We start from the raw sequence: 26,292 nt of genomic DNA on the forward strand, positions 1-26,292 counted from the left end.
AACCCACTTCGAATATCGGAAAATCTTTATAATTTCAAGTAAATTATGGACATTTATAAAATCCTCTCTTGACCAACAGGCAAATTTTCAGGGCCGGTTAAAGATCTTTCTGCTTTTTTTGCGCTTTGTGAGACCAAAGTGAGATCTGCCTTTGTATATAAAATCATGATAAAATTTTAAGAATAGAATAAAGGATTATGCCAAAGAGAGGAGGATATAAAATAAAAAGCAACACCCTGGTTTACAAAACCAGCGGGGTTAATTGGCCCTCGGCAACACCGGCACAGCCGGGTGGGGCAATATTTTTTAAAAATCTTTTTTTTAATGCCGCCCCGGGGATGACTCGGGATAGAGGATTTCAGACAAATGGCGCACCTTGATCTGCCGGCCCTGTTTCATGGCCCCTCCCCGGAGCTGCATCACACAGCCCGGGCATTCCGTGGCCAGAATCTCGGCATTGCCGGCGGCCACATCCTCGAGCTTCCGGGTCATGATTTCATTGGACACACCGGGAAAATCAAGGGAAAAACTGCCCCCGAACCCGCAGCAGGTCTCTTCTTCTTGGGTGGGCAGATAAATATTGCCGGAACCTTCAATCACCTGCCGTGGAGCGCGTCTCTCCCCAAGGCCCCGGCAGAGATGACAGGGGGAATGAAAGGCGATCTTTTTGCCCGGGCAGGTTTGGGGCAAAAGGTGCGGGACACGAACCAGAAGCTGGCTGTAGGAAAGAACTTTTTTTGAAAATGCCTTGGCCCTGTCCAAAAGATCTTCCTTGAATAATTTTAACACCCCGTGCTTGAGATGGGAGGCGCAGGAAGCGCAGAGGGTGACAATATAATCCACCTCTTCCTCCGGAAAAGCGTCCCAGTTTTGAATGGCCACATCCCGGGCCGCTGCCACCTCTCCCATGCTCACGGCAGGCAGGCCGCAGCAGGTCTGGTCCATGGGAAAGATCACCTTTACCCCGGCCTGTTCAAACCCTTTCATGGCAGCCTCCAATTGTTCAGGATATACAAAATCCTGGACACAGCCTGAAAACAGGGCGATTTTACAAACAGGCCGGTCCACCGGTGTGTTAAGTGCATCAAACCGGTCCCGGAAGGGGACTTTTGCAATGGCCGGAAGCCGCCTGAAATTATGGTCAGAAGAAAAAACCATGGGCAAATGGCGCAGATAATCACCTGTTTTTTCTTTTGTCGTCCAAGGGGCCTGGGCCAGGCTGGCGGTCCGCAGCAGGGAATGAAAAAGGGTTCTGTTTTTCAATACCCTGGCCAGAACCAAACTTTTAAGGGGATGGCCCTCTTCATCCTGAATCCTTGCATGGACCGCCTTGATCAGGGCGGGCAAATCAATGCCCGCTGCACAGACCTGCCGGCATGCCCCGCAGTTGATGCAGTTTTTAACCAGGTTTCTGGCATTTTCACGGCCGTGGAAAAAATAGGTGGTCACAAGGCCCATGGCCCCGATATAAATATGGCCCAGGCCGTGTCCGCCCACCATGCGGTAAACCGGACAGACATTGGCACAGGCCCCGCAGCGCACGCATTGAAGGATGGGAGCAAACACAGGATCCCGGGCAATCCGGGTTCTGCCGTTGTCAAGGAAAATGAGGTGCATCTAAGGGGCGTTCCGGTCACCGCTCCTGGATTCCAAAGGCCCTGTGATCCAGGTGACATAGGAGGTAATGGCCTGGCCCGTGGCATTCCGGGGCAACACCTGGTTAACAGCCAGGGCCTCATAAAGGGTGGGCAGCACCTTTTCTATCCCGGCCAGAACCACGTGAACCCGGGGCAGGGTCGTCACCAGGCGGGCATTGCCCTCGTTGGTGACAAAGCCGACAGATCCTGTTTCTGCAATCAGATAATTGGCCCCGGTAATGCCCATGTCTGCTTTAACAAATTTTTGTCTGAGCTCTTTTCTGGCCACCTTGACCAGATCCTGGATCTGAGGTGCTTGTTCTTTTCCAGTGACCTTGGAAAAAAGATCTGCCACCTGAAGTTTTGACAAATGGATGGCCGGCAGAACCATGTGAGACGGCCCCTCTTTTCTCAGCTGGACGATCCATTCCCCAAGATCGGTTTCCGTGACCTCAAGCCCCTGGCTTTCCAGCCAGGGATTGAGTTGAATCTCTTCTGCGGTCATGGATTTGGATTTAACAATATGGCGGGACCCGGTATCTTTTGCAATCTGTGCAATTAATTGATTGGCCTCTCGTCCTGTGGCAGCCGGATGAACATGAATACCCAGCGCCCTGGCCTTGGCAGAAAATGTCTCCAGCAATTGAGTATTTTCGGCCAGGGCATGGGCCTTGATTTCAGCCACATCACAGATCATCTGCTCTTTATCCATGCCGGCAAAGGCTTTTTTTCGGGACGATTTATAGCCAAGGGCAAAAGCATCCATGGCCTGGCGGAGAAAGGTATTTGAAAGTGCGTTATCCAGGCGGGCCTTGTAGGTGTTCATCTTTTCTTTTTTGTGCATGGCTAATCTTCCACCAGAATAATGTGACGTTCCAAAGGCCCATGAACCCCAACGGCAAGCACCCGTTCGATATCGGCTGTCCTGCTGGCCCCGGTGATAAAGGCGGTATAGGAACCTGAACCGCTTACCAATTCATTGAGTTCTCCGGCCATTTCAAGGGCGGTGGACCGGATTTTTGAAGTGTGGAGAATGGCCAGGTGGACTTCAGGAAGCATGGTGGAAAGCCGTGTCTCTTCTTTATTGGAGTTCAAGACCAGGGTGCCGGTGCTGGCAATACCAAAATCCATGAGGGTAATCCCCATATCAATGCCCCAAGGATAGTTACCAAGGCCCTCTTTGATCAGAACAATGCCAGGGTGAGCGCGGCATTTTGTTTCCAGAAGATGAAAGCTGGGCTCATCCAGGTTGGGTGCAGCCAAAATTTTAGTGGTTCCGGGATCCAGATCACCCGGTATATCCATGAGAGGGACTAGCAGGGGTTTGGCCAGACAGATCTCCACAGCTTTTTCAAATCCTTGATCAAGGCAATCCGCCTGATAGACACAGGTCCCGACCTGGCCGGCATTTTCTTTAAAAAGTTTGATCAGGTCCCTCATTTTCATCTGCCCTGTTCTGCGTCCGAAAGGGCAAAGACCCTTTCGGACAAGAGTGTTTAATTGGGACCTAATTTATCATATTTTTTTTCCTATGACCCGAAAAATATGGCGGGCAGCCAGGTCACAAGACCGGGGAAAAGGCAGAGCAGCCCGATACTGACCACCTGGAGAAAAACAAAGGGAAGAATTCCCTTATAAATATGCATCATGGTATAGCCTTCAGGGGCCACCCCTTTGAAATAAAACAGGGCATACCCAAAGGGCGGGGTCAGAAAAGAGGTTTGAAGATTCACACACATGAGTATGGAAAACCAGAGGGGATTAAACCCAAGCTCCATGGCAATGGGCATGAAAATGGGCACGGTAACCAAAAGAATGGCAGCCCAGTCAATGAACATACCCATGAGAAAAACAATGGCCATCATCACGGCCAGGATAAACCAGCGGTTCATGCCCGATCCGATGAGCAGGTCCGCCACCACATCCCCCCCGCCCATGCTCAAAAATACCGTGGAAAAAAATTTTCCGCCGATAAAAAGCATCATGACCATGGCGGTGGTCCTGAGGGTGGCATAGGCAGATTCCTTGAGCACGGTAAGGGTCAGTTTTTTATTGCAGAACGCCAGAATAATGGAGCCCAACGCACCGAGCCCGGCCGCTTCCGTGGGCGTTGCCACCCCTGCCAGGATAGTGCCCATAACCGCCAGAATCAATGCCAGAGGCGGCACTAAAGATTTAAGGGTCATGGACCATTTCTGGGCAGGGGTATAGACTGCAGCCTCCTGCTTTGAAATGGGAGGACCCAGGGTTGGGTTGAAGTTGCACCGGATAAAAATATAGGTAAAATAAAGCCCTGCCAGGACCAGACCCGGCAAAATCGCACCGGCAAAAAGATTTCCCACCGAGGTTTCCTTCATACCGGTGAGCCCGCCGTAAACCACCATCATGATCGAGGGGGGAATCAGGATTCCCAGGGTGCCCGATGCACAGATGATACCCGCGGTCAGCTCTTTTTGGTATCCTTTGTTGATCAGGGCAGGGGTTGCCAGAAGCCCCATGGCCACAACCGATGCCCCGATAATCCCGGTGGTGGCGGCAAATACCGTGCAGACCACCACAACAGCCAGGCCGAGTCCGCCTTTAATCCCTCCCAGCACCACGTACAAAGATTCAAACAACGCATCCGAGACCTTGGACCGGTCCAGCAACTGTGCCATGAGAATAAACAGAGGAATCGCCACCAGGGTATAATTATTCATCAGTCCCCAGGCATTGTTGACAAACATGTCAAAGAGCATGGGAAGGGAAAATCCATTATCGATAAGGCCGAACAGGGTGGCCACTGCTACCAGGGTATAGGCCAGAGGGTGGCCAAAAATAATGGCCAGGATAAGGGTGGCAAACATGGCCACAGTCATGAATTCAAGACTCATGGAAAATTTCCTTAATTTTTAAACGCATTGATATCTTTAAACAAATTCGCGATGCCCTGGATGAGCAGAAGGGCAAAGCAAAGGGCCATGAGGATCTTCAGGGGCCAGATGGGCGGGGCCCAGGAGGTGGGATTCACTTCTAGGCCGGAAAAGGAGACATATGCATACTTGACCGACCAGAAGGTCATGCACAAAAAGACCGGCATGAAAAAAACCAGGTTGGTCAAAATCCTCAAAAAAATCTGGATCTTTTCAGGGGCAAGTGCCGTAAAAATATCAACCTTGACATGGCCGTCATATGCATCGGTATAGGCCAGCCCGAACATGTAATGAAGACCGTATAAAAAGGTAGTAGCCTCAAATCCCCAGGTGGTGGGGGCGTTAAACGCATAACGCATAAACACCTCATATACCACCACAATGAGCAGGGGATAGATGAGCAGGGAGGTGAGGTCTCCCTCTTTTTTGATCATGCGTTCCAAGCGGTTTGACAGGGTTTCCAACATGGGTATGTCCTTTATCGGAAATTTAATTCTTTAAGTTAGTCAAAATTTAAATGGCGGCCCGGCAGCCTGTGTTATACCGGGATGGTTTATGTTAAAGGCTGCCGGGCCGTGCAGGCCGTTAAAGCCAGGCGGGCCTGAACTCCAGGCCTGCCTGGGCAAACTGCCTGTTATTCGTGGGTTTTTCCGCCCACATAGGTCTCATAGGGCCAGGGGGCGACCCCGCCCCTTGCCTCTCTCCAGTCTGCGTAATCCTTGATAAAGGCCTCCTGTGAATCCAGGGCCTTTTTCACGTCAGGATATTTGGCCTTGACCGAATCCAGGTATTGTTTGGTAATTTTTCTAAACTCAATCCGGGTGGCCTTGTCCATGGTGACAAACTCTACCTTTTCCTTGAACAGACGGATGGCTTTTGCATTCAGGCCGTTGATCCAGTTGTAGCTCCAAAGCTGGGTTTCCTTGGCACAAATCTGGACAATCCATTTAAGATCCTGGGGAAGCGCGTTCCAGGCTTTTTGGTTGAAAATCACATCACATTGAAAGGCGGGCTGATGAACCCCCGGCTGGATGGCGTATTTGGTAATCTCATCAAACCCCATGGGATAATTAATGGCAGGGGTGGAATATTCCGCCGCATCAATAACGCCCCGCTCAAGGGCCAGGTAGACCTCGCCTCCGGGAAGGGGAGAGACCGATGCACCCAGGGTGTTCATGATATCCATGTACCAGCCCGGGGTCCTGATGCGCATGCCTTTGAAATCTTCCATTTTCACGGCTTTTTTATTGGAAAACAAGCCCATTTCCTGGCCGGTCTGCCCTGCGGGCAGTGCATAGAGGCCATGCTGGGCATAGAGTTCTTGAAGCATCTCAAGACCGCCCCGTTCATAAAGCCAGATATTATACCCTTCTGCATCCAGGCCAAAGGGGACTGAACCATAGGCGACAAAGGCCTCGTTTTTTCCCTTCCAGTACAAAGGAGAGCCGTGGGCCAGCTGGGCAGACCCCATGGACACGGAATCAAAGGTCTGGTTGGCCGGAACCAGTTCTCCGGCGGAAAAGGGCTTGATATCCAGGCGGCCGGCAGATGCCAGGCGGACAGAGTCGGCAAAATGGACGGCGATATCGTAAAAGAGCAGTCCCTTGGACCAGGGCATGACCATTTTCCATCGGATCTTTTCATCAGAGGTCTTAAAGCTTACCCGTTTTGCTGATTTATGGCGGGGGTCTTCTCCGAATTTCTCACGTTTGCCGGCATGGGCATTGCCGCAGATAAAAACAAATGCCATCAGGCAGGCTGCCAGAATCGTCAATCCTTTTTTCATCTTTTCCTCCATCTTAAAATTGCCTCAAGGTAAACCGTTAAATTATGGTGTATCCATCTTTATAAACCTGTTGCGCGTCTAACCCTGCAGCCTCCTTTCCCGGATCCTTGCCAAAGAATTCCAGCAAACCAATTTTCAGAAAACAAAAAAAAATACAATCAATCACTTTGGTATGACCAATATTAAAAGCCTGGAATATTATTTGTCAAGAAAAAAATAATATTCGGTTTGTTTTTTTGTACGGCTTTTGATATATAAAAGTTTATCCTATAATTTCAATTGGTTTTAATGGTCAGTACTGTACCCAGCCAGGAAAGGTAAGACCATGATAGGTTGTACCGAAAAACAATAGACCCCATTGGTTTTGCAATTGGTAATACCAATATTAAAAAGGACAAAAACATGATCAGTCAACCCATCATCAACAAATTAAGAGAAGTGCTTGGCCCGCAAAATGTTATGACAGAAAAAGAGGACATGCTCACCTATTCCTATGATGCAACGGTTCTTGATGCCCAGATGCCCGGAGCCGTTGTCATACCGGCCAACACAGAAGAAATCGGCCAAATTGTTCTTGTCTGCCATGAAAATAAGATCCCCTTAACGGTCCGGGGATCCGGGACCAATCTATCCGGGGGCACCATTCCGGAACGATCCGGCATTGTCATGCTCACAGGACGGCTGAACAAGATCATAGACATCAATGAAACAGATATGTATGCTGTGGTCCAGCCCGGGGTGGTCACGGCAGACCTTGCAGCGGCGGTGGAGGCAAAAGGACTTTTCTACCCTCCGGACCCCGGCTCCCAGGCCGTGTCCACCTTGGGGGGAAATGTGGCGGAAAATGCAGGCGGACTGCGGGGGCTTAAATACGGGGTAACCAAAGATTATGTCATGGGGTTAAAATTCTTTGATGCCCAGGGCAACTATGTGAAAACAGGATCAAGAACGGTGAAGTGTGCAACCGGGTATAATTTAACAGGGCTGATGGTGGGTTCAGAAGGCACGCTCGGGGTGCTGAATGAAATCGTTTTAAAACTCATCCCCCTGCCCAGGGCCAGAAAATCAATGGTGGCGGTTTATGACACCATTGAAAAGGCATCTGAAACCGTGGCGGCCATCATTGCGGCCAGGATCGTTCCGGCCACCCTTGAAATCCTGGACAATTTTACCATCCGGGCGGTTGAAGATTTTTCCAGGGCAGGCCTTCCCGTGGATGCGGCTGCCCTGCTCCTCATTGAAGTGGACGGTCACCCGGCCGTGGTTGAAGAAGAAGGGGAAAAAGTGGAAATCCTGTGTAAAAAACAGGGAGCCAAAAGTATTGATGTGGCCCGGACCGATGCCCAGCGTGATAAAATCTGGGCGGCCAGACGGTCTGCACTGTCAGCCTTGGCCAAACTCAAACCCACCCTGGTGCTCGAGGACGCCACCGTGCCCCGAAGTAAAATCCCGGAGATGGTAAGATCTCTCCAAACGATTGCATCCAAGTACAAAATTGATATCGGCACATTCGGCCATGCAGGGGATGGGAACCTTCACCCCACCATTCTTACGGACAAGCGGAATACAGAGGAATTTTCAAGGGTGGAAGCCGCCATTGAAGAAATTTTCGATAACGCCCTGGCCCTTGGGGGCACCCTGTCCGGGGAGCACGGCACAGGCATTGCCAAGGCCCCGTTCCTGGAAAAAGAATCTGGATACTCTTCCATTCTTTTTTCCAGAAAACTAAGATCTGCCCTGGACCCGAACAACATACTCAACCCGGGAAAAATCACGGGTGTGTCAGATTAAAAACGTGGCATAAAAAAATAATCTTCTCAGATTTAGGTATAAATATTATGGCAAATATGAGTGAACTGGCAAATTCAGTTAAAGAACTTGAAGAACAATTGGTGACCTGTATCAGGTGCGGTATGTGTCAGTCGGTCTGCCCCCTGTTTGAACAAACCCGCAAAGAAGCGGATGTGGCAAGGGGAAAGCTGGCCCTGCTCACAGGGCTTATGGAAAATGTTTTTTCCGATCCCGACGGGGTAGACCAGCGCCTGAATCAGTGTCTTCTCTGCGGGTCCTGCGCTGCAAACTGCCCCTCAGGGGTGAATGTCCTGGAAATTTTCATCAAGGCCCGGGCCATTTTAACCGAGTACAGGGGGCTGTCCCCGGCCAAAAAACTGATATTCAAAAAAATGCTGGCCCACCCGGGCAGGTTTGACACCCTGGTGGAATGGGCAGGTAAATTCCAGGGACTGTTTACCAAATCAGACGCCAATGCCCAGGGGACCTCCTGTGCCCGGCTGGTATCCCCCCTTCTGGCCCATCGGCATTTTCTGCCCCTGGCTGACACCCCCTTTCACAAAGAACTCCCGAACCAGGGTCTGAAAACAAAGGAAAAACAGATCAGGGCAGCCCTATTTACCGGCTGCCTCATTGACAAGGTCTTTCCCAACATTGCCCGGTCCGTGATTCAGGTTCTCGATCACCATGGGGTGGGGATTACCATCCCGTCCGGCCAGGGATGCTGCGGAATTCCAGCTCTGGCCTCGGGGGACAGGGATACCTTTACACGGCTTGTGGACCACCATCTTGCCCTGTTTGAAAAAGAAAATTTTAATATCTTGGTCACGGCCTGTGCCACCTGCACATCCACCATTAAAAAATTATGGCCCGCGATATACAAAAATCCGGATTCAGGGATCAAAAAAAGACTGGACGACCTGGCCGCCAAAACCATGGACATCACCCAGTTTCTCGTGGACCGGGTGGCGCCTGATGTTTTCTCAAAACCCCATTTGAACCCCACCGGAGAGGTCGTTACCTATCATGATCCCTGCCATCTGAAAAAATCCCTGGGCGTGGCATCCCAGCCCAGAACGCTGATCAAGGCAGCAGGCCACACCCTTGTGGAGATGAACGGATCGGATAAATGCTGCGGCATGGGAGGCAGCTTTAATGTATACCACTATGATCTTTCAGCTGCCATCGGCAAGCTCAAACAGGAGAATATCGTTGATACGAACTGCACCACCCTTGCCACAGGCTGCCCTGCCTGCATGATGCAAATCTCGGACATGCTGGCAAAACACAAGGCCGAGGTCAGGGTCTGTCATCCCATTGAACTCTACTCCCAGGCGCTGAACAAGAAAAAACCTTGATATCGATAATTGAATGTTTAATACTGTCAATTTTAAAGTTAAATGCCAAACTTGCACCGGAAAAATTATAAAAGACCAATGCCTTTGCCCATAAAACCCATAAAACCCAAACGGATTTCAGACCAGGTCTTTGACCAGGTCAGGGAGCTGATTTACCGGGGCACCCTCAAACCCGGAGAAAAGCTCATGCCCGAACGGGACCTGGCCCAAGCCATGGATGTCAGCCGGACCACGATCCGGGATGCCATTCAGCGACTGGCCGCCATGGGGCTGATTGTCCAGAAACAGGGCCAGGGCACCTTTGTTAAATCCATTGACGACACCCAAAACCCCCTTGTCAAAGCCATGGAAACCCAGGAGGCCTCTTTGAACGACCTGCTGGAGGTCCGCATGGGACTTGAGTGCAATGCCGCATTTCTGGCAGCCCAAAGGGCCGATGAAACCGATATTACGGCCCTGGACCAGAGCATTGGGGAAATGGAGACCGAGGTCAATTCAGGACGGCTGGGCACAGAGGCAGACACAGGATTTCACATGGCCATTGCCTATGCGGCAAAAAACCCTTTGCATATCCTGATCATGCGCAACTTCTACGATTACCTTTCCCATAATATTGGTGAAAATCTGGCCAGCCTCTACAAAGAACCGGACAATACCCAAATCATTTTCAACCAGCACAAAAATATATTGACGGCCATCAAGGCCCGGAGTTCTTCCCAGGCCCGGGCGGCCATGGAAGAGCACATCCGCTTTGTCATGGAATATTTTAAACATTCCGGGCATTAACCCGCTCCCGGTCCCCCCCCCTATTTTCCGGCTTGCGGGGAAAATATTCATCCGGCTCAGAAAATCCTTTTAACTCTTTTCTCACGGCAGCCGTAACAAAGGAATTCAGCCACCACATCACATCCCGGGTTCTGACATCTTCTCTCAGGTTGTGCATACGAGCGGCTTTTTCCCGGTCAGACATCTCAAAGGCCCTGAGTATGGCATCTGCGGTTTTGTCGGTATCATGGGGATTGACCAGAAGGGCATCCGTATAAAACTGCTGGGCAGCCCCTGCAAACTCACTTAAAATCAAGACACCGGTTTCATCGACATTGCAGGTACAATACTCCTTGGCAACCAGATTCATCCCGTCCTTTAACGGGGTGACAAAGGCAATGTCACTGGCGCGGTACAAGGCAACAAGCTCCTTCCGGTCCAATGACCTGAACATGTACCGGATGGGCAGCCAGTCATGGGTATTGAACACCCCGTTGATCTCTCCCACCAATTGCTCGATCTCAAGTTTCAGATCTTTATAGGCTAAAATCCCCCTCCGGCTGGGCACCACCACCTGAATAAAGCAGGCTTTTTTATGAAACTCGGGAAACCGGGTTAAAAACCGTTTAAAGGCCCTCAGCTTTTCAGGAATTCCCTTGGTATAATCCAGGCGGTCAACCCCGAGAATAATTTTGGCATCAGGGGCATTGTTCCGGATGGCCACGGACCGCTGCTTCACCCGTTTATCCCTGGCGGCAAATAAGAATTCATCATAGTCAATGCTGATGGGAAACACACCGATACGTTTGACCCGATTCTTGATTTTAAACTCGGTAATGGTCTGGTCAAAGGCGGCCCTGGCGTCTATATTGACCTCCTGGATCAATTTATTGATGCACCCGATGAAATTGCGTTTATGCTGGATGGTGTGAAAGCCCACAAGATCGTATTCAAGCATGGCTGACAGGAGTTCATACCGCCAGGGGCACCTGGAAAAAATTTCCACCGACGGAAAGGGAATGTGAAGAAAAAAGCCGATCCGGTTTTTTTTAACGGTTTTGCCCAGCAGCTGACCTAAAAGCAGCAGCTGATAATCATGGACCCAGATCAAATCATTGTCCTGGATATTATCCGAAACGATTTGGGCAAATTTTTCATTCACCTGCCGGTAGGCATCCCAGTATTCAGGCCGGAACAGGCAGGGCCCTGTAAATCCGTGGAAAAGCGGCCATAAAACAGAGTTGGAAAAGCCCTCATAGTAATTTTTAATCTCGCTGGCATCCAGGGGGACAGGCCTTATGTCATATCCGGCGGAGTTTGATTCAAGGGCCGTAACCGCATGGTCTTTGGCACCTTTTTCCAGGGTATACCCAGGCCATCCCACCCAGGTCCCTTGTTTTTGTTCAAGCACCGGAGCCATTGCCGTGACCAGCCCGCCCGCGCCTTTTTCAAAAATAATTTTCCCATGCTCATCCTTTCGAATGACCAGGGGAAGCCGGTTGGACACGATGATGATACGGCTTTTTTCAGAATAATATTCGAGCATGGTGCACCTCCTTCTTTTTTTAGCCTGGCAGAACAAATCTCAGATATCCACCACCGCCATATTGCCGGGATATAACTTTATAATCTCGTCTTTGACCATCATTGTAAACGGGATCGCCCTGTTTGTAAGGCTTTTCACAATGATCCGGCTCTGGGTAATTTCCAGATCAAGCCAGTGTTTTCTGTACCGAAGATGAAACTGGACCTTTTTAACCCGGTTGGGAAGAAGTGGATTTAAAATCAGAATATCGCTGCGAATTTCCAGGCCGGCATAGCCCCTCTGGAGAATATCAATGCACCCGGCCATGGCTGCCAGATGGATGCCTTCACGGATGCTGCCGGTATGATCCTGAAACATGTCGGTTTCAAGTGCCTGGCTGAAAAGGGACCAAGACCGTTCCCTGTCCTGGCGGGCCTCAATCCAGGCGTGGATCACCAGAGCCAGGGAAGACCCGTTGGTGGTCCTTTTTAAATAATAATTAATGTTTTTCCGGATAAAATCATTGTCAAACCCGTAGTCCAGCTGCTTGAACATCTTTTTTAAGGTTTCAGCACTGAACAGGTAAAAAAGCATGAGCACATCCGGCTGTTTGCTCAGCTTATACCGGTTTGGGGTATCCCCCTCTTTTTCAAGTATCCTGTCCAGCCTGCGGATATTACCGTATTTCTGGCGATACCCCTCCCAGTCAAACTCCTTGAGGGTTTCATATCCTTCAAACTGGCTCAGGACCCCATCCTCGTGGAAAATCAGCTTCATCCGCCGGCTCATGTGCTTCCAGCGGGCAAGCTCTTTGTCTTTAATTTTCAGTTTTCTGCGCAAAGCTTCCCAGTCCTGCCGAGGCAGGACATGGGTAATATTCAGGGCCTGATTCATGACAAACATGACCATGATATTGGTGTAGGCATTGTTGTTGATCCCTGGAGAGGTAGCCCCTGGATAGCCGTCATGGTATTCATCCGGTCCCATGATGCCAAAAATTTCATACCGGTCAAGGCAGGGGTCATAGCTGGCCTTGCTGGCCCAGAACCTTGCGATTTCAATGATAATTTCCCCCCCGTAAAAGCAGAGGAACTGGATGTCCTGGGTGGTCTGAAAATATTGCCAGATATTATAGACAATGGCATTGTTCACATGGTGCTGAAGGCGGGTATTATCCTCAATCCACCGGCCGGATTCAGGATTTAAATGCACAAGCTGAGTCTCCTCACGCCCGCTGCTTCCGCTCTGCCAGGGATACATGGCCCCGGTATCCCTCTCCGTGCCATCCCCTGGCCAGCATACCCACATCAATATCCAAAGAGTGAAAAGAAGAACTCTGGAGCAGATGAAACATATAAAGCCGGGTAATTTTCCCGGTGGACTGCTCAAGCCTGGCATTGTCCAGGGAAATATTAAAGTCAAACTCCCGCCATAACAAGGACCAGGCCGTGACATGGGAATTGAGCAGGGTTGTAAATTTTGTTTTAAACGTTGACACCGCAGCCTGGGCTTCCCACAGGCATTCATAAATGCCGCTGTCCTTTGAGGTGTATACGGACACTTGTTTTTCAACCACAAGACGGTCTGATCTTCCCACCTTTACCCGAAAGTATTTACCAATATACCCGTAGGGTTTATTCACCGGCAAAGGCTCAACCTTGACCCGTTTACTGCCCACAAATACATGGGTATAGGCCCCAAGAGCAATGTCAATACCCGAATTTCTCGTCCTCACTTTCAAGGCCACGGTTTGATCATCCACATGCCTTGCCTCCACAAGGTCAAGGTGACGGTTTTCCAAGTCCTTGTAACGTTCCACCCCTCGGTTGGTCACCCGGCCATCCAGGGCCGAACAGATGACAACTTCCCCTCCCCAGTTCAAAGGGGTCAGCTCCATTTTCATCCCGGCCAGATGCATCTGCTCTCCGTGGACAAAGGAGATCTGGGACAAAAGGGTGAGTCTTCCCCTTTCATCCCTGAAACTCAGATCCCGGTTCAATATTCCTTTTTTCATGTCCAAAGACTGTCTATAAAAAATCAAGGTGACATCTTTGAGGGAAAACCAGGGGTCTTTTCCAATACGAAAATTCAGGCATCTCCAATTGGGAATATTCACCAGGTCCTCATTTTCAACAATTCTCCCCTGAATATTGGTTTTCAGCCGGTTATAGCATCCGGCCAAATAGGTGCCGGGATAATGAACCTCGTCTGCGATCGCTTCGAGCGCCGTTCCCCGGGTCACAAAATAGCCGTTGCCCATGGCGCAGAGGGTTTCTCTTTTTCCCTCGTCTTCAGGGTCAAATCCCGTATACACATGTTCCCAACCGGAATCCTGGCCTGACCAGCGCCCCGCACTCACCTGTGACAGATCCTTGACCACCACATGGGCGCCGCGGGCTCTCAATTGCCCGGCCCTGTTGTTCCGGTCCACCCCGATGACCAGGCCGAACCCGCCCTGTTGACCTGCTTCTACCCCGGAAAGGGCATCCTCCACCACCACGCACCGTTCTTTTTAAGGGCGTTCAAAATTCTGTGTCAGTTGAATGAAAGCTGATATACTCAGCTAAATAAGGAGAACTGACATGACCGAAGAAAACACCGAATTTGATTTTCAAAAAGCCCTTAAAGGCATCCAGGAAGGTAAACCCTTCACAGGTAAGGGCGGCGTCCTTACATCATTAATCAAAAATCTTGCTGAAGCTGCTCTTGAAGGAGAGTTGGAGTCCCATCTCGGGCAGGAAGTTTCTGCCAACCGCCGTAATGGAAAAAGCAAAAAGACCATTAAATCCCTGGATGGTAAATTTGAGCTAAAAACCCCGCGTGACAGGGCCGGAACCTTCTCTCCACAGATCGTCAAAAAACATCAGACAACGCTCAGCGATGAAATTGAAAGAAAGATAATAGCCCTTTACGGCCTGGGCATGAGTTATAATGATATGGCTTCCCATTTACAGGAAATCTATGGACTTGAGATTTCAAATGCCACTCTGAGCACCATTACCGATAAAATCATCCATACCGTCAAAGAATGGCAGGCCAGGCCGTTGGAAAATGTGTACCCAATCGTATGGCTTGATGCCATACATTATAAAGTACGAGAAAACGGAAAGGTCGGCAGCAAAGCCGTTTACACAATTCTTGGGGTGAATATCGAGGGCCGCAAAGAGGTTCTTGGGCTGTACATATCCGAGAATGAGGGTGCGAACTTCTGGCTGCAGGTGTTAACAGACCTTTCAAACCGAGGGGTAAAAGATATCCTGATTGCCTGTGTTGATGGTCTAAAAGGTTTTCCCGAGGCCATTGAGACCATATTCCCGGACACAGAAGTTCAACTCTGCGTAGTCCACCAGATCCGAAATTCATTGAAATACGTTGGTTCCAAAAATAAAAAAGAATTTATGGCAGATCTAAAACGTGTTTATAAAGCGGTCAATAAGGATCTGGCCGAAGAAGAACTGGATATCTTGGAAAATAAATGGAATGACAAATACCCGATTGTGATAAAATCCTGGCGGAACAACTGGGAACGCCTCAGTCATTTCTTTAAATATCCAGAAGAGATTCGACGGATAATATACACCACAAATACCATTGAGGCTGTGCATCGACAGTTTCGAAAACTGACCAAAACAAAGGGATCATTCCCGAACCAGGACAGCCTGTTAAAGCTGCTTTACATGGGGATCCAGAACGCCAGTAAAAAATGGACAATGCCGATTCAAAATTGGTCACTGACAATTTCCCAGTTAGCAATTTTCTTTGAAGGCCGGCTGGATAAAGAGCTGGGAATTTGATAGGGATTTATTTACAGATGGAAAAGATGGTTCCAGGAACTCCACTCCAGCAAAAGTCAACTCCTCCGACGTGGCTGATTGAAGGCCCATTCTCGGACCTGACTTTTACTTCCGCTGGCGCTGAGGCAGATCCGGGAACCGAAACCGTGACACAGAATTCTGAACATTCCTTTCTTTTTCCACCCCCAACTGCCGGGCCGCTTCAAGAAAGGTCTGGGGAGAGGGTTTGCCCAAAAGGCCCATCTTTTGGGCCACAACCCCGTCCACCCGGACATCGAACAGGGTCTCAATTTTAGCCGATTTCAAAATTTGAACACAATTTTCACTTGAACTGACCACCCCTGTTTTAAACCCGTTTTTTTTCAACTCATCCACCAGATCAAGGGTGGACGGGTATACCTTTACCCCCTGTTTTTCCAACAGGTCTAAAAACAGCTTGTTTTTTCTCCTGCCCAAATCTTCCAGGGTATGGCCGATGTTTCGATCATCATCCCTTGCCGGGTCAAGCACAATATTCCTGGAGGCCAAAAAATCTTCAATTCCCTTGATCCTGGGTTTTCCATCCACGTACAAGGGGTAGTCCGTTTCCAGGTCAAAGGGAACAAACGCCTGACTGCCGGCCATCTTTTTTAAAACCCCATCAAACATCAATTTCCATGCAGCCCCGTGGACAGATGCGGTTTTTGTCACCACACCGTCGAGGTCAAAAAGCACCCCGTCAAAATTTCGGGGATGAATAATAGTTTTTGCATTTGGCATGGGCATCATCCTTTTTTCTTGGGATTCATATCCTCGGCCAGGGCAGACAGATATACGGTGTGTGAAGTCAGATAAAAAGAAAGGGTCCGGGAAAAATTTCTCCCAAGGATGCCGTCCACAAACAGGCGGCTGATATGCTGCTCCTGGGTCAAAAGGTTCTGGGACAAAGAAAAAATATGCGTTTCTTCAAAGGAAAGATGCATCACCATATCCGCCATGACCTGCCGTGCCCGGGGCAGGAACATAAAAAAATACAAGAGGTCAAGACAATTGATCACAATCATAATGGTCAAGTCCCTGACCTCTGAATTTTTACTGTGAAACAGGGCCTCGGGATTTTCCAGGATGGAAAGCTCCTCTGTTTCAGGAAATAAAAGGGCCAGTTTGGAATAAATGGCAAACAGATCTGAAAATTTTTGTTTGATCTCCCTTTGCCTGAGCCGCATATTGTGAAACCTGTCTGCAAGCCCTTCGATCACCCCGGCCATGGTGTCAGAGGCAGCCTTGGAAATAATGGCAGCCCATTTTTGGAGAATATCATCTATCCCGGGCACCTGGAAAAAGCCCAGCCCAAGGCCGATCAGGGTATTGAACACCAGGGCAATGGGAATGGATAAAATACTGCGAAAAAAATTACCCGTGCCCGTTCCCCTGGGCAGTCCCCTGAAAATATTGTGGGTTAAAAGATAAATGCCGTTGGCCAGGGCCATGAATGAATAGAGGGCCAAGGGGCTGGATTTGACATTGATGCCACACCATTGGTCCAGAACCAGGGTTTTCATAAGATAATCCAAGAGCGGCACTGAAAACCCGGTGAATAAAAGGGAATCGGCAAGCCTGTCCCAGCTCAGATGGTCATTCCACCTCACCTGGGAGGAGCGCTTAAAGCCCACCCCCCCCGAGGAACGACTGAAGCACATTTCTGACGCCGGTAATCCCGAACCAGATAAAGGCCCCAAACCAGGCCAAAACCCACCACTCCTTGGTCAGGGCAAAGCATAAAAATGCCGGAATAAAACCCAGAACACATTTTAAAAAATTTTTCACCTTGGAATTGAGATTGTTCCATGATTTTTCATGGACTGCTTTTTTAGGATGGGCCTGGGGATTTTCACCTCTGGTTTGGTCTGGGTTAAAAATTTTACCCAGGGTCAGTAGTGTCCGGTTAGGTTGTTGCATATAAAAAGCATCTAAAATCATTGAAAAAACAGTCTGTTTTGTGTTGACAAATGTGCGTAAAAATTTTTGTGCGCCTTGAAAATTTAACTCAAGGAGCTCAAATGACGCACATCTCAGTCCCTAAAAAACAACTACGGTCCCTGAACTTTGACAATTTCAGGTGCCCTCTGATAAAGTCACTTTCAAAAGCACCGGAATTACAATCTCGAGGAGACCGCCCTTTAAAAATGACATTCGAAGACCAGATAAATGCTTTGGTTTATTTCCATCTTCAGGAGCACAAGTCTGCCCGACATTTAATTCAGGATCTCAAGGAGAATGTTTTTGCTAAAGAAAATATTGCGCCAGACGGTGGTATCAGCCGTAGTAGTTTCTGTGAAGCCATCAATCACAGGGGACTCGAACAACTGCAATTTATCTTTGAGGATCTTTATAAACAGGCTCTTGAGTGTCATCCGGGTGAACACGCCGAGTTAGGAGAGTTGGTTTCCATTGACGGTAGTCTCATAAATGCAGTCCTTTCAATGCACTGGGCGAACTACAGAAAAGGAAGTAAAAAAGCCAAAGTACATTGCGGATTTGACATTAATCACGGAATCCCAAACAAAATCTTTTTGACTGAAGGCAACGGCGCTGAACGCACTTTTGTTCCCAAAATACTTTCCAAGGGGCAAACAGGTGTTATGGATCGTGGATATCAATCCCATAAAGAATTTGACCTGCTTCAGGAGCAAGGCAAACATTTTGTCTGCCGTATAAAAACCAGGACAACAAGAACAATTATTGATAACCACGAGACCCCTTCCGACAGCTACATTTTTTATGATGCACTGGTTAAACTTGGTACTCCGAATCAAAACCAGACGAAAAGGCCTGTTCGGGTTGTTGGCTATAAAATTGCTGGCGTCAAATACTATGTGGCAACTGACAGGCATGATTTAACAGCGGAACAAATAGCAACAATTTATAAACTCCGGTGGACCATTGAGGATTTTTTCAAATGGTGGAAAGAACATCTGAAGGTATATCATCTCATTGCCCGCAGTGAATACGGCCTTATGGTTCAGATTCTTGGCGGCCTTATCACTTACCTGTTACTGGCAATCCATTGCCAAAAACAGTTTAATGAAAAGGTCACGATCAAAAGAGTTCGGCAGCTGCGAACCGCCATTCTAAATGACCTGTTTGGCTGCGAGGAGCAGGGCTCTCATAGTTCAAACAGGGACAATATTGTCAAAGATCAAAAAATTATTGAGCAAGCAAAAACCTAACCGAACATCACTGACCCAGGGTGACAATATTGCCCTTTTCTTCCATATTCAACGAGTAGGACTCAAAGGCCCAATCCTGTTTTTCCTTTAAAAAAAGAGGATAAAATCCGGGAAGATACCGGGCCAGGCGGCCGTTGACATGAACGGTGGTGATCTGTTTCAAGACCCGGGCTTTTACCGGCAGCACCAGCCGGGTAGAGGCCTGGGCCGCCACCTTTGCCCCGGCTCTCGGCCCCAAGGTTTCCAGGACGCCGAACCCCATCCCAAATGCCCGGTGGGGTTTTCCAATGGAATGACTCCCGATTCTGGATTTCAAGGGATGAATGGAATACATGGACCTCAGCCCGTCAATATCATGGAGGATCTCCATGAATCTTTCCATCCGTTCCCCACTTGCCCGGCCTGAGTCTTGGGCCCTGCGGATAATTTCCCTGACCACCTGTTTGAGTTTGAGCAGACTGCCCTCGTTGATGCTTTTTTGAAGTTCATTAACCCCAGTAATCTTTTTAATCTTCTGGTCATTAAAATCCTTTAAATTCAAAATCTCGATCCGGGTAATCAATCCCCTTGATTCATAGAGTAGTTCAAGCACATCTTCGGGCTCAAGCCGGTCCAGGTTCAGGGTAATCCTGAATTCATGGTGCAGGCTCTGGATCTGACCCAGCAAGGGTAAAAACCCCTTTTTCAGCCGGTCGGGAATTGAGGGGGAATGCTGATCAATAAAATATCTGAACACGTCTGAACCACATGAAGGGCAAAGGTATTGGGACATAATGTCCATGACGCCCAGGGCTTTGATTCTTTCAGATTTTTCAGGATCGGCTTTTTTACCCCTTTTGGCTGCAGCCTCAAGAACCATGGCATGAATATACTCGGCAAGGTAAAGGGCGGATGCCTGGCCCGGATGGGCAAATTCCAAAAAGGTTCCCGCATGGATCTCGTCCATTTGAATGTCCAGATCTTTGCACAATTGTTTCAGGCAAGAGGTGTTAAACCGTTCTAAAAGCGCCAGCACACAGTCTTCCTGAAATTTAACCACCGCCTTTCCCTGGGCCATGAAATCCACCACATGGGGTTCGGATAAAAAGCAGAGAAAGGCCTGAACATCCGGAAGCCCCCGTGAAACCCAGACAAAACAAATATACTCATCCCTGAATTCAATGCCGATTCTCAAATCAATTTCCATTATCCTGGCCGCGTCAATAAGTTCAGCGGCAAATTTAGGCTCAATATAGTGATAATAGATCACCCTCAACCGGCGGATGCCTTTGATCCATGCATCCATGATCAAATGGGTCGGGGTTTTCCGGCCGGCAGTGTTGGCATCGTGGACATGGTCGTCAAAGGTGATCTGATTCCACTCTTCGGGCATTTCAAGAAGATGATAATGATCCAGAAACTGCCGGACCACCCGAGGCTTTCCAAATGCCGCCATCCTGAAATCATGTGCCAGCTGAAGCTGGTATGGATAATTTCCCCTGGCACGGACCAGTTCCTTCATGATCTGCAGCATCACCCGGGCCGTATTCATGGGCATGGAACCGTCAATGGCGCTGAAAATATCATCTTTTAAGCCCTTAAGGGCCTGAAGGCGGTTGTCAAATCCCCCTCTTTCCATTGAGGCCAGAAGGTTGACAATGGCATAGGCCGTTCTCAGCCCCTTTGACTCAGCCAGCTCCTTAATGCCCAGAGGGTGAAAAAACGGATAGTACAGGCTCCTGACATATTCGGGAATCGCAGGGGTATTGTAGACCTGTTCCACAATCTGGATCATTTCATGATCCCGTTGGTCAAAAAACATAGCTGTCATTTTTTAAGGCACCATCCAGACGGTCATCTTCCGGGCCCCGTTGACCACTTTCCAGGGAACCCGGCCAATGTTGAAATCAGAGACTCTTGATTTACCTTTTCTCCCGAAAACAATGGTATCGCACCCCTCTTCCATGGCCATTTCAACAATGGCCCCGGATCTGCTTTTCGCGCCTTTCATTGTCCTTTTGGCAATCTGGGCCTGGTTAAATCCTGCATTTAAAAGAATGTCTGAGGCTTTACTCAACGCCTTTTCAATCATTTCCAGGCCGGGGCTGGTCCATATGCCTGATTCATCAACCAATCTCTCTGCACTTGGCCCGTAAAAATCTCTGATCACACTGCCCAGAACAAAGCGGCAGTCAGATCCTTTGAGGGTGTCGGCAACAAACTCAACAGCCCGGTCCGCCCCTTTTGAACCGTCAATGGCCCAAAAAAGGGAGTGGGAGACCTTTAAGATACCGGCCAGAATCAGGGGAACATCCGTGGCTTTTTCAATCAGTTTTGAGGAGACACTGCCCATGGCAACAGGTAAAACAGACTTTGCGATTCCCCGCCGCCTGAGAACCAGGGCATGGTAGCCCTTTTGTGCCTCATCCAGAATATCCCTGGCAATGCCGCGGTTCCGCTCACAGATCACCAGGTCCACATGGTTGGCAGAAAACCCCTGGGCCAGCAATTTTGTCCTGGCCTGATTCATGAATTCATCCATTTGCTTGCGGCAGCTGTACTCCCAGGCATGCCCCCGGGATATAACATTCTGGCTGAAATCCTGGGTCCCCAGATCATAATAATATTCAGGGACCTTGTTCATCACGTTAAAAAGGACAAGGTGCCTGTCCCGGAAGGGCTTGAACGCACATAGATATTGAATGGTTTTAAATGACTTTTCTTCTCCGTCAAGGGCCACAAGTATTTTATCCTTGGCTTCAGTCATGGGACCTCCTTACGGTTAATGTAAAATAAACCCAGGCATGCACCTGGCTCACACTCCCCTGACAATCAGAGCAACAGATGTGCCATGGGACCGAACAAAAGACATAACACCGTGGTATAGGGATATTGGCTGTTAAAGGATTAAATAAGACATGAAAACAATGAAAAGGGATTTGCCAAGGTGTAAAGAATCTTGACACGGTTTGAAAAGGGGACAAGGTCACGCCTGCCTCTGCCCATTCGGGCAGAAACAAAGGGATGATCATAGATGATTGACGATTTTACATATTCCAGAATATGGTTTACATTTTGGGTCCATTTAAAAACCAAAGATCTTGGAGGAATTTAATGCCTTTAACTTCACACTTCCGCGCCCTTGAAAACATGTATGCCTCAGCCCCCATCAATGAAATCTACAAACCGGTTCTGAGCGTGTCCAAGGGAAAAGCTGAAATCAAAATGGCCTTGTCAGAACAATTTTTCCATTCAGCAGGGGCGGTCCACGGATCAGTCTATTTTAAAATGCTGGACGATGCCGCCTTTTTTGCGGCCAACTCCTATGAGACAAAGGTCTTTGTCCTGACCACCTCTTTTACCACCTATCTGACCCGCCCGGTTTCAAAGGGGCGTCTTAAAGCCGTGGGAAAAGTGGTTAATAAAAATAAATCCCAATTTATTGCCCAATCCGTGGTCTATGATGAAAAGAGCAATGAAATCGGCCGGGGCAGCGGGGTGTTTGTCAAAAGCAAAATGGCCCTTGCCCAGGCCAAGGGGTATAAAAACCCGATGTAAACTTCAGATTAAAAGCAAGGGACTGCTCATCGGGCAGGGTTTTACAAGATCACAAATCCAGCCTGTAAAAATGTCAGTTTTTGCTTGGCGGATCAAATGGGTTTAAAGCTGAACTTTTGTCCGCCAATGGCCGCTTCATACATCAGCCCGCCCTTTGCATGGACAAAGACGGCCATGCCTTTGTGATAGCTTGTTTTGGCCTGCCCGCCTGTGGCAGGACCTGCGCTGGCACCGGCAGTCGCCCCTTCTGTCCCTGCTTTTGCCTGGACACCGGCCGTGATGGCCACGGCCGATGCAGAGGCATCAAACTCAAATTCCCCGCTGGTGAACTCTCCACAGGATCGTTTGTCCTGGAAAAAAATAATCTGACTGAATGCCTGACCTCCCAGCTGGAAACCAATGCTCAATTTTGCAAGGGAGGTGGTCCCGGTCACTTTCCCGCCTTTGTAAACCTTACCTTCTCCATAGGCACCCCCGATTCCGATCCCCCCTTTTCCAATGGTTGGAAAAATAGCATACCCGTAGCAGGATTTGAAAAAGGGCTGTACCGCTTCTGATTTTTTAAAAACCGAAATGGTTTTTGAATAGGCGTCTGCATTGGCTATGCCGCCAAGGCAGAATACAAAAACAACACCTGCAATAAACAGCTGAATAAAAATTTTCAAGGATAACCTCCTCTGTCTGGGTTTAAAATTTACTTGGCATTGGATCATAACTGATATTATCTGATTATTTTACCCCAATATTGCACAAAACTTTGATAAAAAAAATCTTCTTTTCCCATTAAATTTCTGCTCTTGGGAAAAATCAAAAAGGCACCACCTCCCAGGTTATCAGAGCGTCACGATAAATTACGACGATTTTAACCCTGAATGCCCTGAAGCTGAAGCCCTTTGTGATTTTTGCAACCCTGGGGTTAGTCTGCCAATTGAAGATCTCCGGGTTTCCATGTTTTATCAAACCATGGATCAAGGGTACCATAGAGCCGCAGCAGGACATTGTAGCTTTTGCCGGGCAGGGTTTGAATCCAGTTGTCCTCCCGGCCTTCTGGGGCTTGGGGGCCGAACCAGACCGTATAAGAGTTATCCTTGTTTGGTTTAACCGAGGGGCTGTTGCTGTCAAGACCGGCTGATTTCTGGTCGGTCTCCAGCATTGAGCGGTGTTGGCCGGAATAGACCATGAATGACCAGAAGTTGTTGACCGGAATCGGCGCAGGCAGGGTCACCTTGTAGGTTTTACCCCCATCAAGAAAATTTCCCTCGGCATCATGGGGGATAAACGCATAGGCAGATCCGGTTCCCACTTTGGGCATGGCCATGGCCGGTGTAATACCGGTGGCGGCATAGTGAAACATAATACGGTCATCAAGAACCAGCTCACCCTTGTCCATAAAATCATGGCCGCCGGCAAAGGAGGTGTACCACTGGCGGTCCGGATAAAAATAGGCAGCCTTGTGACGTGGTCTGAAAACAATGGCCCTTGCCGTGGCATTGCCGATGGCAGCCGCATCTTTCAGAATTTTTTTCATTCGTGCATCCGGTGCAAACGGGCTTCCTTTCTTGATGCCGATGGAGGCAAACAGCCCCACAAGCTCAGGGTTAAAGGCATTGGCAGGTTCATATTGAACCACGGCGTTAAGCTCTTCATAAAAATGTGCATCATTGGCATGAATGGTGTTGAATCGTTTGCCGGAAAGGTCGTAGATTTTTTGCTCTGGCGGCTGGTCTGCCTGTGCGAACGGATAACAGCGAAATCCTTCTCTCAACTCTTTTGTGGATGCCTCCAAATCCCCGTCTTTTACAAAAACGCGCATGAACAGCCAGTTACGGTAGGTCGCAGACCTTGCAACAAAGTAGCCTTCGGGGATATCCCCCTTGTCGTCAGGTCCTAGGAACAGGTATTTTCCCCCCTTGCCCTGATCGGGACCGGTCAGGCCGAGATCACTGACAAAACGGAAAAATGCGTCATTAAGAGAGCCCAGAACAGGGCCGGTGATCTCTACGACAACCGGGCCATTTTTCAAGTCAACCTCTGCAAAGGCATATGGCGTGGTTGATTGGGCAGTCAAAAACAGGGTGCGGGCATCCATCAGCCCTTGGAAAAGCGCCAGATCCCCCGGTTTTAAGCCAGCCTCTTTGAGCCCCTCTAACATGGCATACAAGGAGGCTGCGGGCATGCCATTAAGGAACGCATCTACGCCCCGGGACAGGTCCAGAAAATCATAGGCTTTTTCCACCGTAGATTCGCCGGGCATACCATCAAAAAATTCGAGATCCCCGAGAAGTTCAGTCTCCACCTTGTCCGGGGTAAGCAAAAATTGGGGGACATCAGCCGATGTATTTCGGTTTTTGGGCATCTTGGGCATGAGCGTAAAATGTTGCGATCAATATGGGGGTTAATGCAATGATAATAAGGCGGATTATTTTTTGAGTGTTCATAGGTTCTCTCCTGAGTATTTTCCTATCCATATCAGTTTACAAGTTTGGGATCTCCGGGCCGCCAGGTTTTGTCAAAATAAGTTTCCAAAGGTCCGTAGAGCCTGAGATATACGAAAAATCCCACCCCGGGTTTTGTCTGAATCCAATTGGCTTCAGGAACACCCTCAGGACATTGAGGTCCATAATAGGTGTCAAAAGACCCGTCAGCGTTTGGTTCTGCCCCGTGTACGGTGCCGATGGTGGCATGATCCTGATCATTTTGGACAAGAGAGCGGGAGTGGTTGTCATAGACAGAGAGGGACCAGAAATTTGCGGCAGGAATATCCTTTGGCAGATGAATACGAAAGGTGTTATCTCCGGTAAGCCACCGACCCTTATCATCCTGATAAACGCCAATGTATTGTGATCCCTGCCCAGGAGCCGCAATTGTCATGGATTTCGATGTTCCAATGGCTTCAAAACCGTATCGCGTCCGCTGATCAATTGCCAGATAATTTGAGGCGTGAAAGCTTGGATCCTCAGATATGAATATTTTTTTCCACGGACTTTTATCGTACGGATACAGGTCCTTCTCCGGTACCCGCGGATGCCAGGACACAACTTCGGCCATGGCGCGCCCCCTCTTTGCCGCCGCCGTCAAAATGCCCTGCATCCGCGGGTCTGAATTAAATTTGCGACCATGGGCAATGCCAAGGGTCTCCAGAAGACCCAGCATGGCCATATCCTGAGGGCGCGGCGGGTTGTCATTGATGTAACGGGCAAGGGATTTATAAAACTCGAACCCCTCGTGGGTAAGAAAATCAGCCTTTTTTCCTATCATGGATATGAATGTCATTTCAGGCGGATTTTTGGCTTCCTCCAACCGGTACTGGCGGAAGGTGCGGACCAGTTTATTCAGCCTGGGTAAATCCTCTTTTGACTGGGGAATGGCCCGCAAGTAAAACACCACCGTATTGGTATCCGATTGGACCAGATGGTACGCCACCGAAGGCATTGGCCCCTTGTAACCCGGAGGAAGAACGAGAAAGCGGCCCCCCCGGTTCTGCTCGGGAGAAAAAGGTCCGCCGATATCCACCAACGGCTGTTGCCAGATATTATTCATTGTACCCAGAAGCCCTGCAGGGACATCAATGACCATGGGCCCTTTTCCAAGGTCTAATACGCCGGACAGATAAATGGTGTCCTGGTTGGCCGTGAGGATCAATTGCTGGGATTCAGCGGCCTTGTCAACCATGAGAACGGCATGATCCCCGGCCCCAAACTTGTGATGGGCGTCGGCCATGGCTCCATAAGAGGCCATGGGCAAGGCCCATAAATAAGCTTCCACGGCCCGCTGTAAATCAAGCTCGTCATAAAACTTTTTTGCGGTTTCTTTAGTGGGATATCCACCGATATATTCAACCGGCCCGATGCTTGACTCTCTTATTTCGGCCTGTGAAACCGATAAGACGAAAAAAATGCTGACAACGGCGCATAATGCCAGGCTTAAAGTTTTTTTATCCACTCTCATTTTACCTTCCTTTCTAAATCATTTATTTAC

Annotated in this window: 19 protein-coding genes and 2 pseudogenes; 6 read left to right on the plus strand and 15 right to left on the minus strand. The window is 49.0% G+C overall.

Features of this window, described 5'->3' with window-relative positions; genetic code table 11:
* Positions 1-321: 321 nt before the first annotated feature.
* From HUN05_04435 to dctP, 5 genes and pseudogenes are all read right to left on the minus strand, one after another.
* A pseudogene (locus tag HUN05_04435) lies at positions 322-2,481 on the minus strand (LUD domain-containing protein).
* A 2-nt stretch (positions 2,482-2,483) separates the two neighbouring features.
* Positions 2,484-3,083, minus strand: coding sequence for a lactate utilization protein (locus HUN05_04440; GenBank protein WDP84487.1), 600 nt, complete (start codon positions 3,081-3,083; stop codon positions 2,484-2,486).
* A gap of 83 nt (positions 3,084-3,166) precedes the next feature.
* Complete coding sequence (locus tag HUN05_04445) at positions 3,167-4,510, minus strand: TRAP transporter large permease subunit (protein WDP84488.1); 1,344 nt, start codon at positions 4,508-4,510, stop codon at positions 3,167-3,169.
* Between the two features lie 11 nt (positions 4,511-4,521).
* The gene (locus HUN05_04450; GenBank protein WDP84489.1) at positions 4,522-5,016 is read right to left on the minus strand and encodes a TRAP transporter small permease subunit; all 495 of its coding nucleotides are present in this window, start codon (positions 5,014-5,016) and stop codon (positions 4,522-4,524) included.
* Between the two features lie 167 nt (positions 5,017-5,183).
* The gene (gene dctP / locus HUN05_04455; GenBank protein ID WDP84490.1) at positions 5,184-6,335 is read right to left on the minus strand and encodes a TRAP transporter substrate-binding protein DctP; all 1,152 of its coding nucleotides are present in this window, start codon (positions 6,333-6,335) and stop codon (positions 5,184-5,186) included.
* A 402-nt stretch (positions 6,336-6,737) separates the two neighbouring features.
* Between dctP and HUN05_04460 the strand changes: the two genes are divergently transcribed.
* The 3 genes from HUN05_04460 (at position 6,738) to HUN05_04470 (ending at position 10,270) form a co-directional block, all read left to right on the plus strand.
* Positions 6,738-8,126: an FAD-binding protein gene (locus HUN05_04460; GenBank protein WDP84491.1), complete on the plus strand. Its 1,389-nt coding sequence runs from the start codon at positions 6,738-6,740 to the stop codon at positions 8,124-8,126.
* Positions 8,127-8,173: 47 nt separating this feature from the next.
* Positions 8,174-9,484, plus strand: a complete 1,311-nt coding sequence (locus HUN05_04465; protein WDP84492.1) for a (Fe-S)-binding protein — start codon at positions 8,174-8,176, stop codon at positions 9,482-9,484.
* Positions 9,485-9,562: 78 nt separating this feature from the next.
* Positions 9,563-10,270, plus strand: a complete 708-nt coding sequence (locus HUN05_04470; GenBank protein WDP84493.1) for a FadR family transcriptional regulator — start codon at positions 9,563-9,565, stop codon at positions 10,268-10,270.
* Here the strand turns inward: HUN05_04470 and HUN05_04475 are convergent.
* Genes HUN05_04475 through HUN05_04485 form a run of 3 tightly spaced genes read right to left on the minus strand, consistent with a single transcriptional unit; the run spans position 10,251 to position 14,268 of the window.
* Positions 10,251-11,795: a trehalose-6-phosphate synthase gene (locus HUN05_04475; protein WDP84494.1), complete on the minus strand. Its 1,545-nt coding sequence runs from the start codon at positions 11,793-11,795 to the stop codon at positions 10,251-10,253. The two genes, HUN05_04470 and HUN05_04475, sit on opposite strands and share 20 nt — an antisense overlap.
* A gap of 39 nt (positions 11,796-11,834) precedes the next feature.
* Positions 11,835-13,034, minus strand: coding sequence for a hypothetical protein (locus HUN05_04480; protein ID WDP84495.1), 1,200 nt, complete (start codon positions 13,032-13,034; stop codon positions 11,835-11,837).
* Positions 13,000-14,268 (minus strand): hypothetical protein, encoded by a 1,269-nt coding sequence (locus tag HUN05_04485; protein WDP84496.1) that lies wholly within the window; start codon positions 14,266-14,268, stop codon positions 13,000-13,002. The genes HUN05_04480 and HUN05_04485 overlap by 35 nt, the downstream gene beginning before the upstream one ends.
* Positions 14,269-14,356: 88 nt before the next feature.
* On the opposite strand from HUN05_04485, the gene HUN05_04490 reads away from it, so the two are divergent.
* Positions 14,357-15,568, plus strand: coding sequence for an IS256 family transposase (locus HUN05_04490; GenBank protein ID WDP84497.1), 1,212 nt, complete (start codon positions 14,357-14,359; stop codon positions 15,566-15,568).
* Positions 15,569-15,673: 105 nt separating this feature from the next.
* Here the strand turns inward: HUN05_04490 and HUN05_04495 are convergent, their stop codons facing one another.
* Together HUN05_04495 and HUN05_04500 are read right to left on the minus strand one after the other, a co-directional pair.
* Complete coding sequence (locus HUN05_04495) at positions 15,674-16,327, minus strand: HAD hydrolase-like protein (GenBank protein ID WDP84498.1); 654 nt, start codon at positions 16,325-16,327, stop codon at positions 15,674-15,676.
* 5 nt (positions 16,328-16,332) lie between these two features.
* A complete protein-coding gene (locus HUN05_04500) occupies positions 16,333-17,247 on the minus strand; it encodes a hypothetical protein (GenBank protein WDP84499.1) in 915 nt (304 codons plus the stop codon).
* A gap of 360 nt (positions 17,248-17,607) precedes the next feature.
* On the opposite strand from HUN05_04500, the gene HUN05_04505 reads away from it, so the two are divergent.
* Positions 17,608-18,777, plus strand: a complete 1,170-nt coding sequence (locus HUN05_04505) for an IS4 family transposase (protein WDP87924.1) — start codon at positions 17,608-17,610, stop codon at positions 18,775-18,777.
* 7 nt (positions 18,778-18,784) lie between these two features.
* On the opposite strand, the gene HUN05_04510 is transcribed toward HUN05_04505, so the two are convergent.
* Both HUN05_04510 and HUN05_04515 read right to left on the minus strand, forming a co-directional pair.
* Positions 18,785-20,587: a hypothetical protein gene (locus tag HUN05_04510; GenBank protein ID WDP84500.1), complete on the minus strand. Its 1,803-nt coding sequence runs from the start codon at positions 20,585-20,587 to the stop codon at positions 18,785-18,787.
* Between the two features lie 3 nt (positions 20,588-20,590).
* Entirely contained in the window at positions 20,591-21,523 is a 933-nt protein-coding gene (locus tag HUN05_04515; protein ID WDP84501.1) for a universal stress protein, read from the minus strand.
* 347 nt (positions 21,524-21,870) lie between these two features.
* Between HUN05_04515 and HUN05_04520 the strand changes: the two genes are divergently transcribed.
* Entirely contained in the window at positions 21,871-22,314 is a 444-nt protein-coding gene (locus HUN05_04520; protein ID WDP84502.1) for a PaaI family thioesterase, read from the plus strand.
* A gap of 92 nt (positions 22,315-22,406) precedes the next feature.
* Here the strand turns inward: HUN05_04520 and HUN05_04525 are convergent, their stop codons facing one another.
* The 3 genes and pseudogenes from HUN05_04525 to HUN05_04535 all read right to left on the minus strand — a co-directional run bounded on the left by HUN05_04525 (position 22,407) and on the right by HUN05_04535 (position 26,262).
* Entirely contained in the window at positions 22,407-22,961 is a 555-nt protein-coding gene (locus HUN05_04525; protein WDP87925.1) for a hypothetical protein, read from the minus strand.
* Positions 22,962-23,230: 269 nt separating this feature from the next.
* Positions 23,231-24,752: pseudogene (locus HUN05_04530) on the minus strand (DUF1254 domain-containing protein).
* A 31-nt stretch (positions 24,753-24,783) separates the two neighbouring features.
* On the minus strand, positions 24,784-26,262 hold the full coding sequence (locus tag HUN05_04535) for a DUF1254 domain-containing protein (protein WDP84503.1): 1,479 nt from the start codon (positions 26,260-26,262) through the stop codon (positions 24,784-24,786).
* Positions 26,263-26,292 lie beyond the last annotated feature (30 nt).

It is taken from the genome of Desulfobacter sp. (genome assembly GCA_028768545.1).
In the GTDB taxonomy this organism is placed as follows: Bacteria; Desulfobacterota; Desulfobacteria; order Desulfobacterales; family Desulfobacteraceae; genus Desulfobacter.

What these genes read in the sequence shown, in the direction of transcription:
- HUN05_04495 (WDP84498.1), bottom strand. Translation starts at nt 16,327, where the DNA reads ATGCCAAATGCAAAAACTATTATTCATCCCCGAAATTTTGACGGGGTG.
- HUN05_04465 (WDP84492.1), top strand. Translation starts at nt 8,174, where the DNA reads ATGGCAAATATGAGTGAACTGGCAAATTCAGTTAAAGAACTTGAAGAA.
- HUN05_04500 (WDP84499.1), bottom strand. Translation starts at nt 17,247, where the DNA reads ATGTGCTTCAGTCGTTCCTCGGGGGGGGTGGGCTTTAAGCGCTCCTCC.
- HUN05_04450 (WDP84489.1), bottom strand. Translation starts at nt 5,016, where the DNA reads ATGTTGGAAACCCTGTCAAACCGCTTGGAACGCATGATCAAAAAAGAG.
- HUN05_04510 (WDP84500.1), bottom strand. Translation starts at nt 20,587, where the DNA reads ATGACAGCTATGTTTTTTGACCAACGGGATCATGAAATGATCCAGATT.
- HUN05_04460 (WDP84491.1), top strand. Translation starts at nt 6,738, where the DNA reads ATGATCAGTCAACCCATCATCAACAAATTAAGAGAAGTGCTTGGCCCG.
- HUN05_04440 (WDP84487.1), bottom strand. Translation starts at nt 3,083, where the DNA reads ATGAAAATGAGGGACCTGATCAAACTTTTTAAAGAAAATGCCGGCCAG.
- HUN05_04470 (WDP84493.1), top strand. Translation starts at nt 9,563, where the DNA reads ATGCCTTTGCCCATAAAACCCATAAAACCCAAACGGATTTCAGACCAG.
- HUN05_04445 (WDP84488.1), bottom strand. Translation starts at nt 4,510, where the DNA reads ATGAGTCTTGAATTCATGACTGTGGCCATGTTTGCCACCCTTATCCTG.
- HUN05_04480 (WDP84495.1), bottom strand. Translation starts at nt 13,034, where the DNA reads ATGTATCCCTGGCAGAGCGGAAGCAGCGGGCGTGAGGAGACTCAGCTT.
- HUN05_04535 (WDP84503.1), bottom strand. Translation starts at nt 26,262, where the DNA reads ATGAGAGTGGATAAAAAAACTTTAAGCCTGGCATTATGCGCCGTTGTC.
- HUN05_04475 (WDP84494.1), bottom strand. Translation starts at nt 11,795, where the DNA reads ATGCTCGAATATTATTCTGAAAAAAGCCGTATCATCATCGTGTCCAAC.
- HUN05_04515 (WDP84501.1), bottom strand. Translation starts at nt 21,523, where the DNA reads ATGACTGAAGCCAAGGATAAAATACTTGTGGCCCTTGACGGAGAAGAA.
- HUN05_04520 (WDP84502.1), top strand. Translation starts at nt 21,871, where the DNA reads ATGCCTTTAACTTCACACTTCCGCGCCCTTGAAAACATGTATGCCTCA.
- HUN05_04505 (WDP87924.1), top strand. Translation starts at nt 17,608, where the DNA reads ATGACGCACATCTCAGTCCCTAAAAAACAACTACGGTCCCTGAACTTT.
- HUN05_04490 (WDP84497.1), top strand. Translation starts at nt 14,357, where the DNA reads ATGACCGAAGAAAACACCGAATTTGATTTTCAAAAAGCCCTTAAAGGC.
- dctP (WDP84490.1), bottom strand. Translation starts at nt 6,335, where the DNA reads ATGAAAAAAGGATTGACGATTCTGGCAGCCTGCCTGATGGCATTTGTT.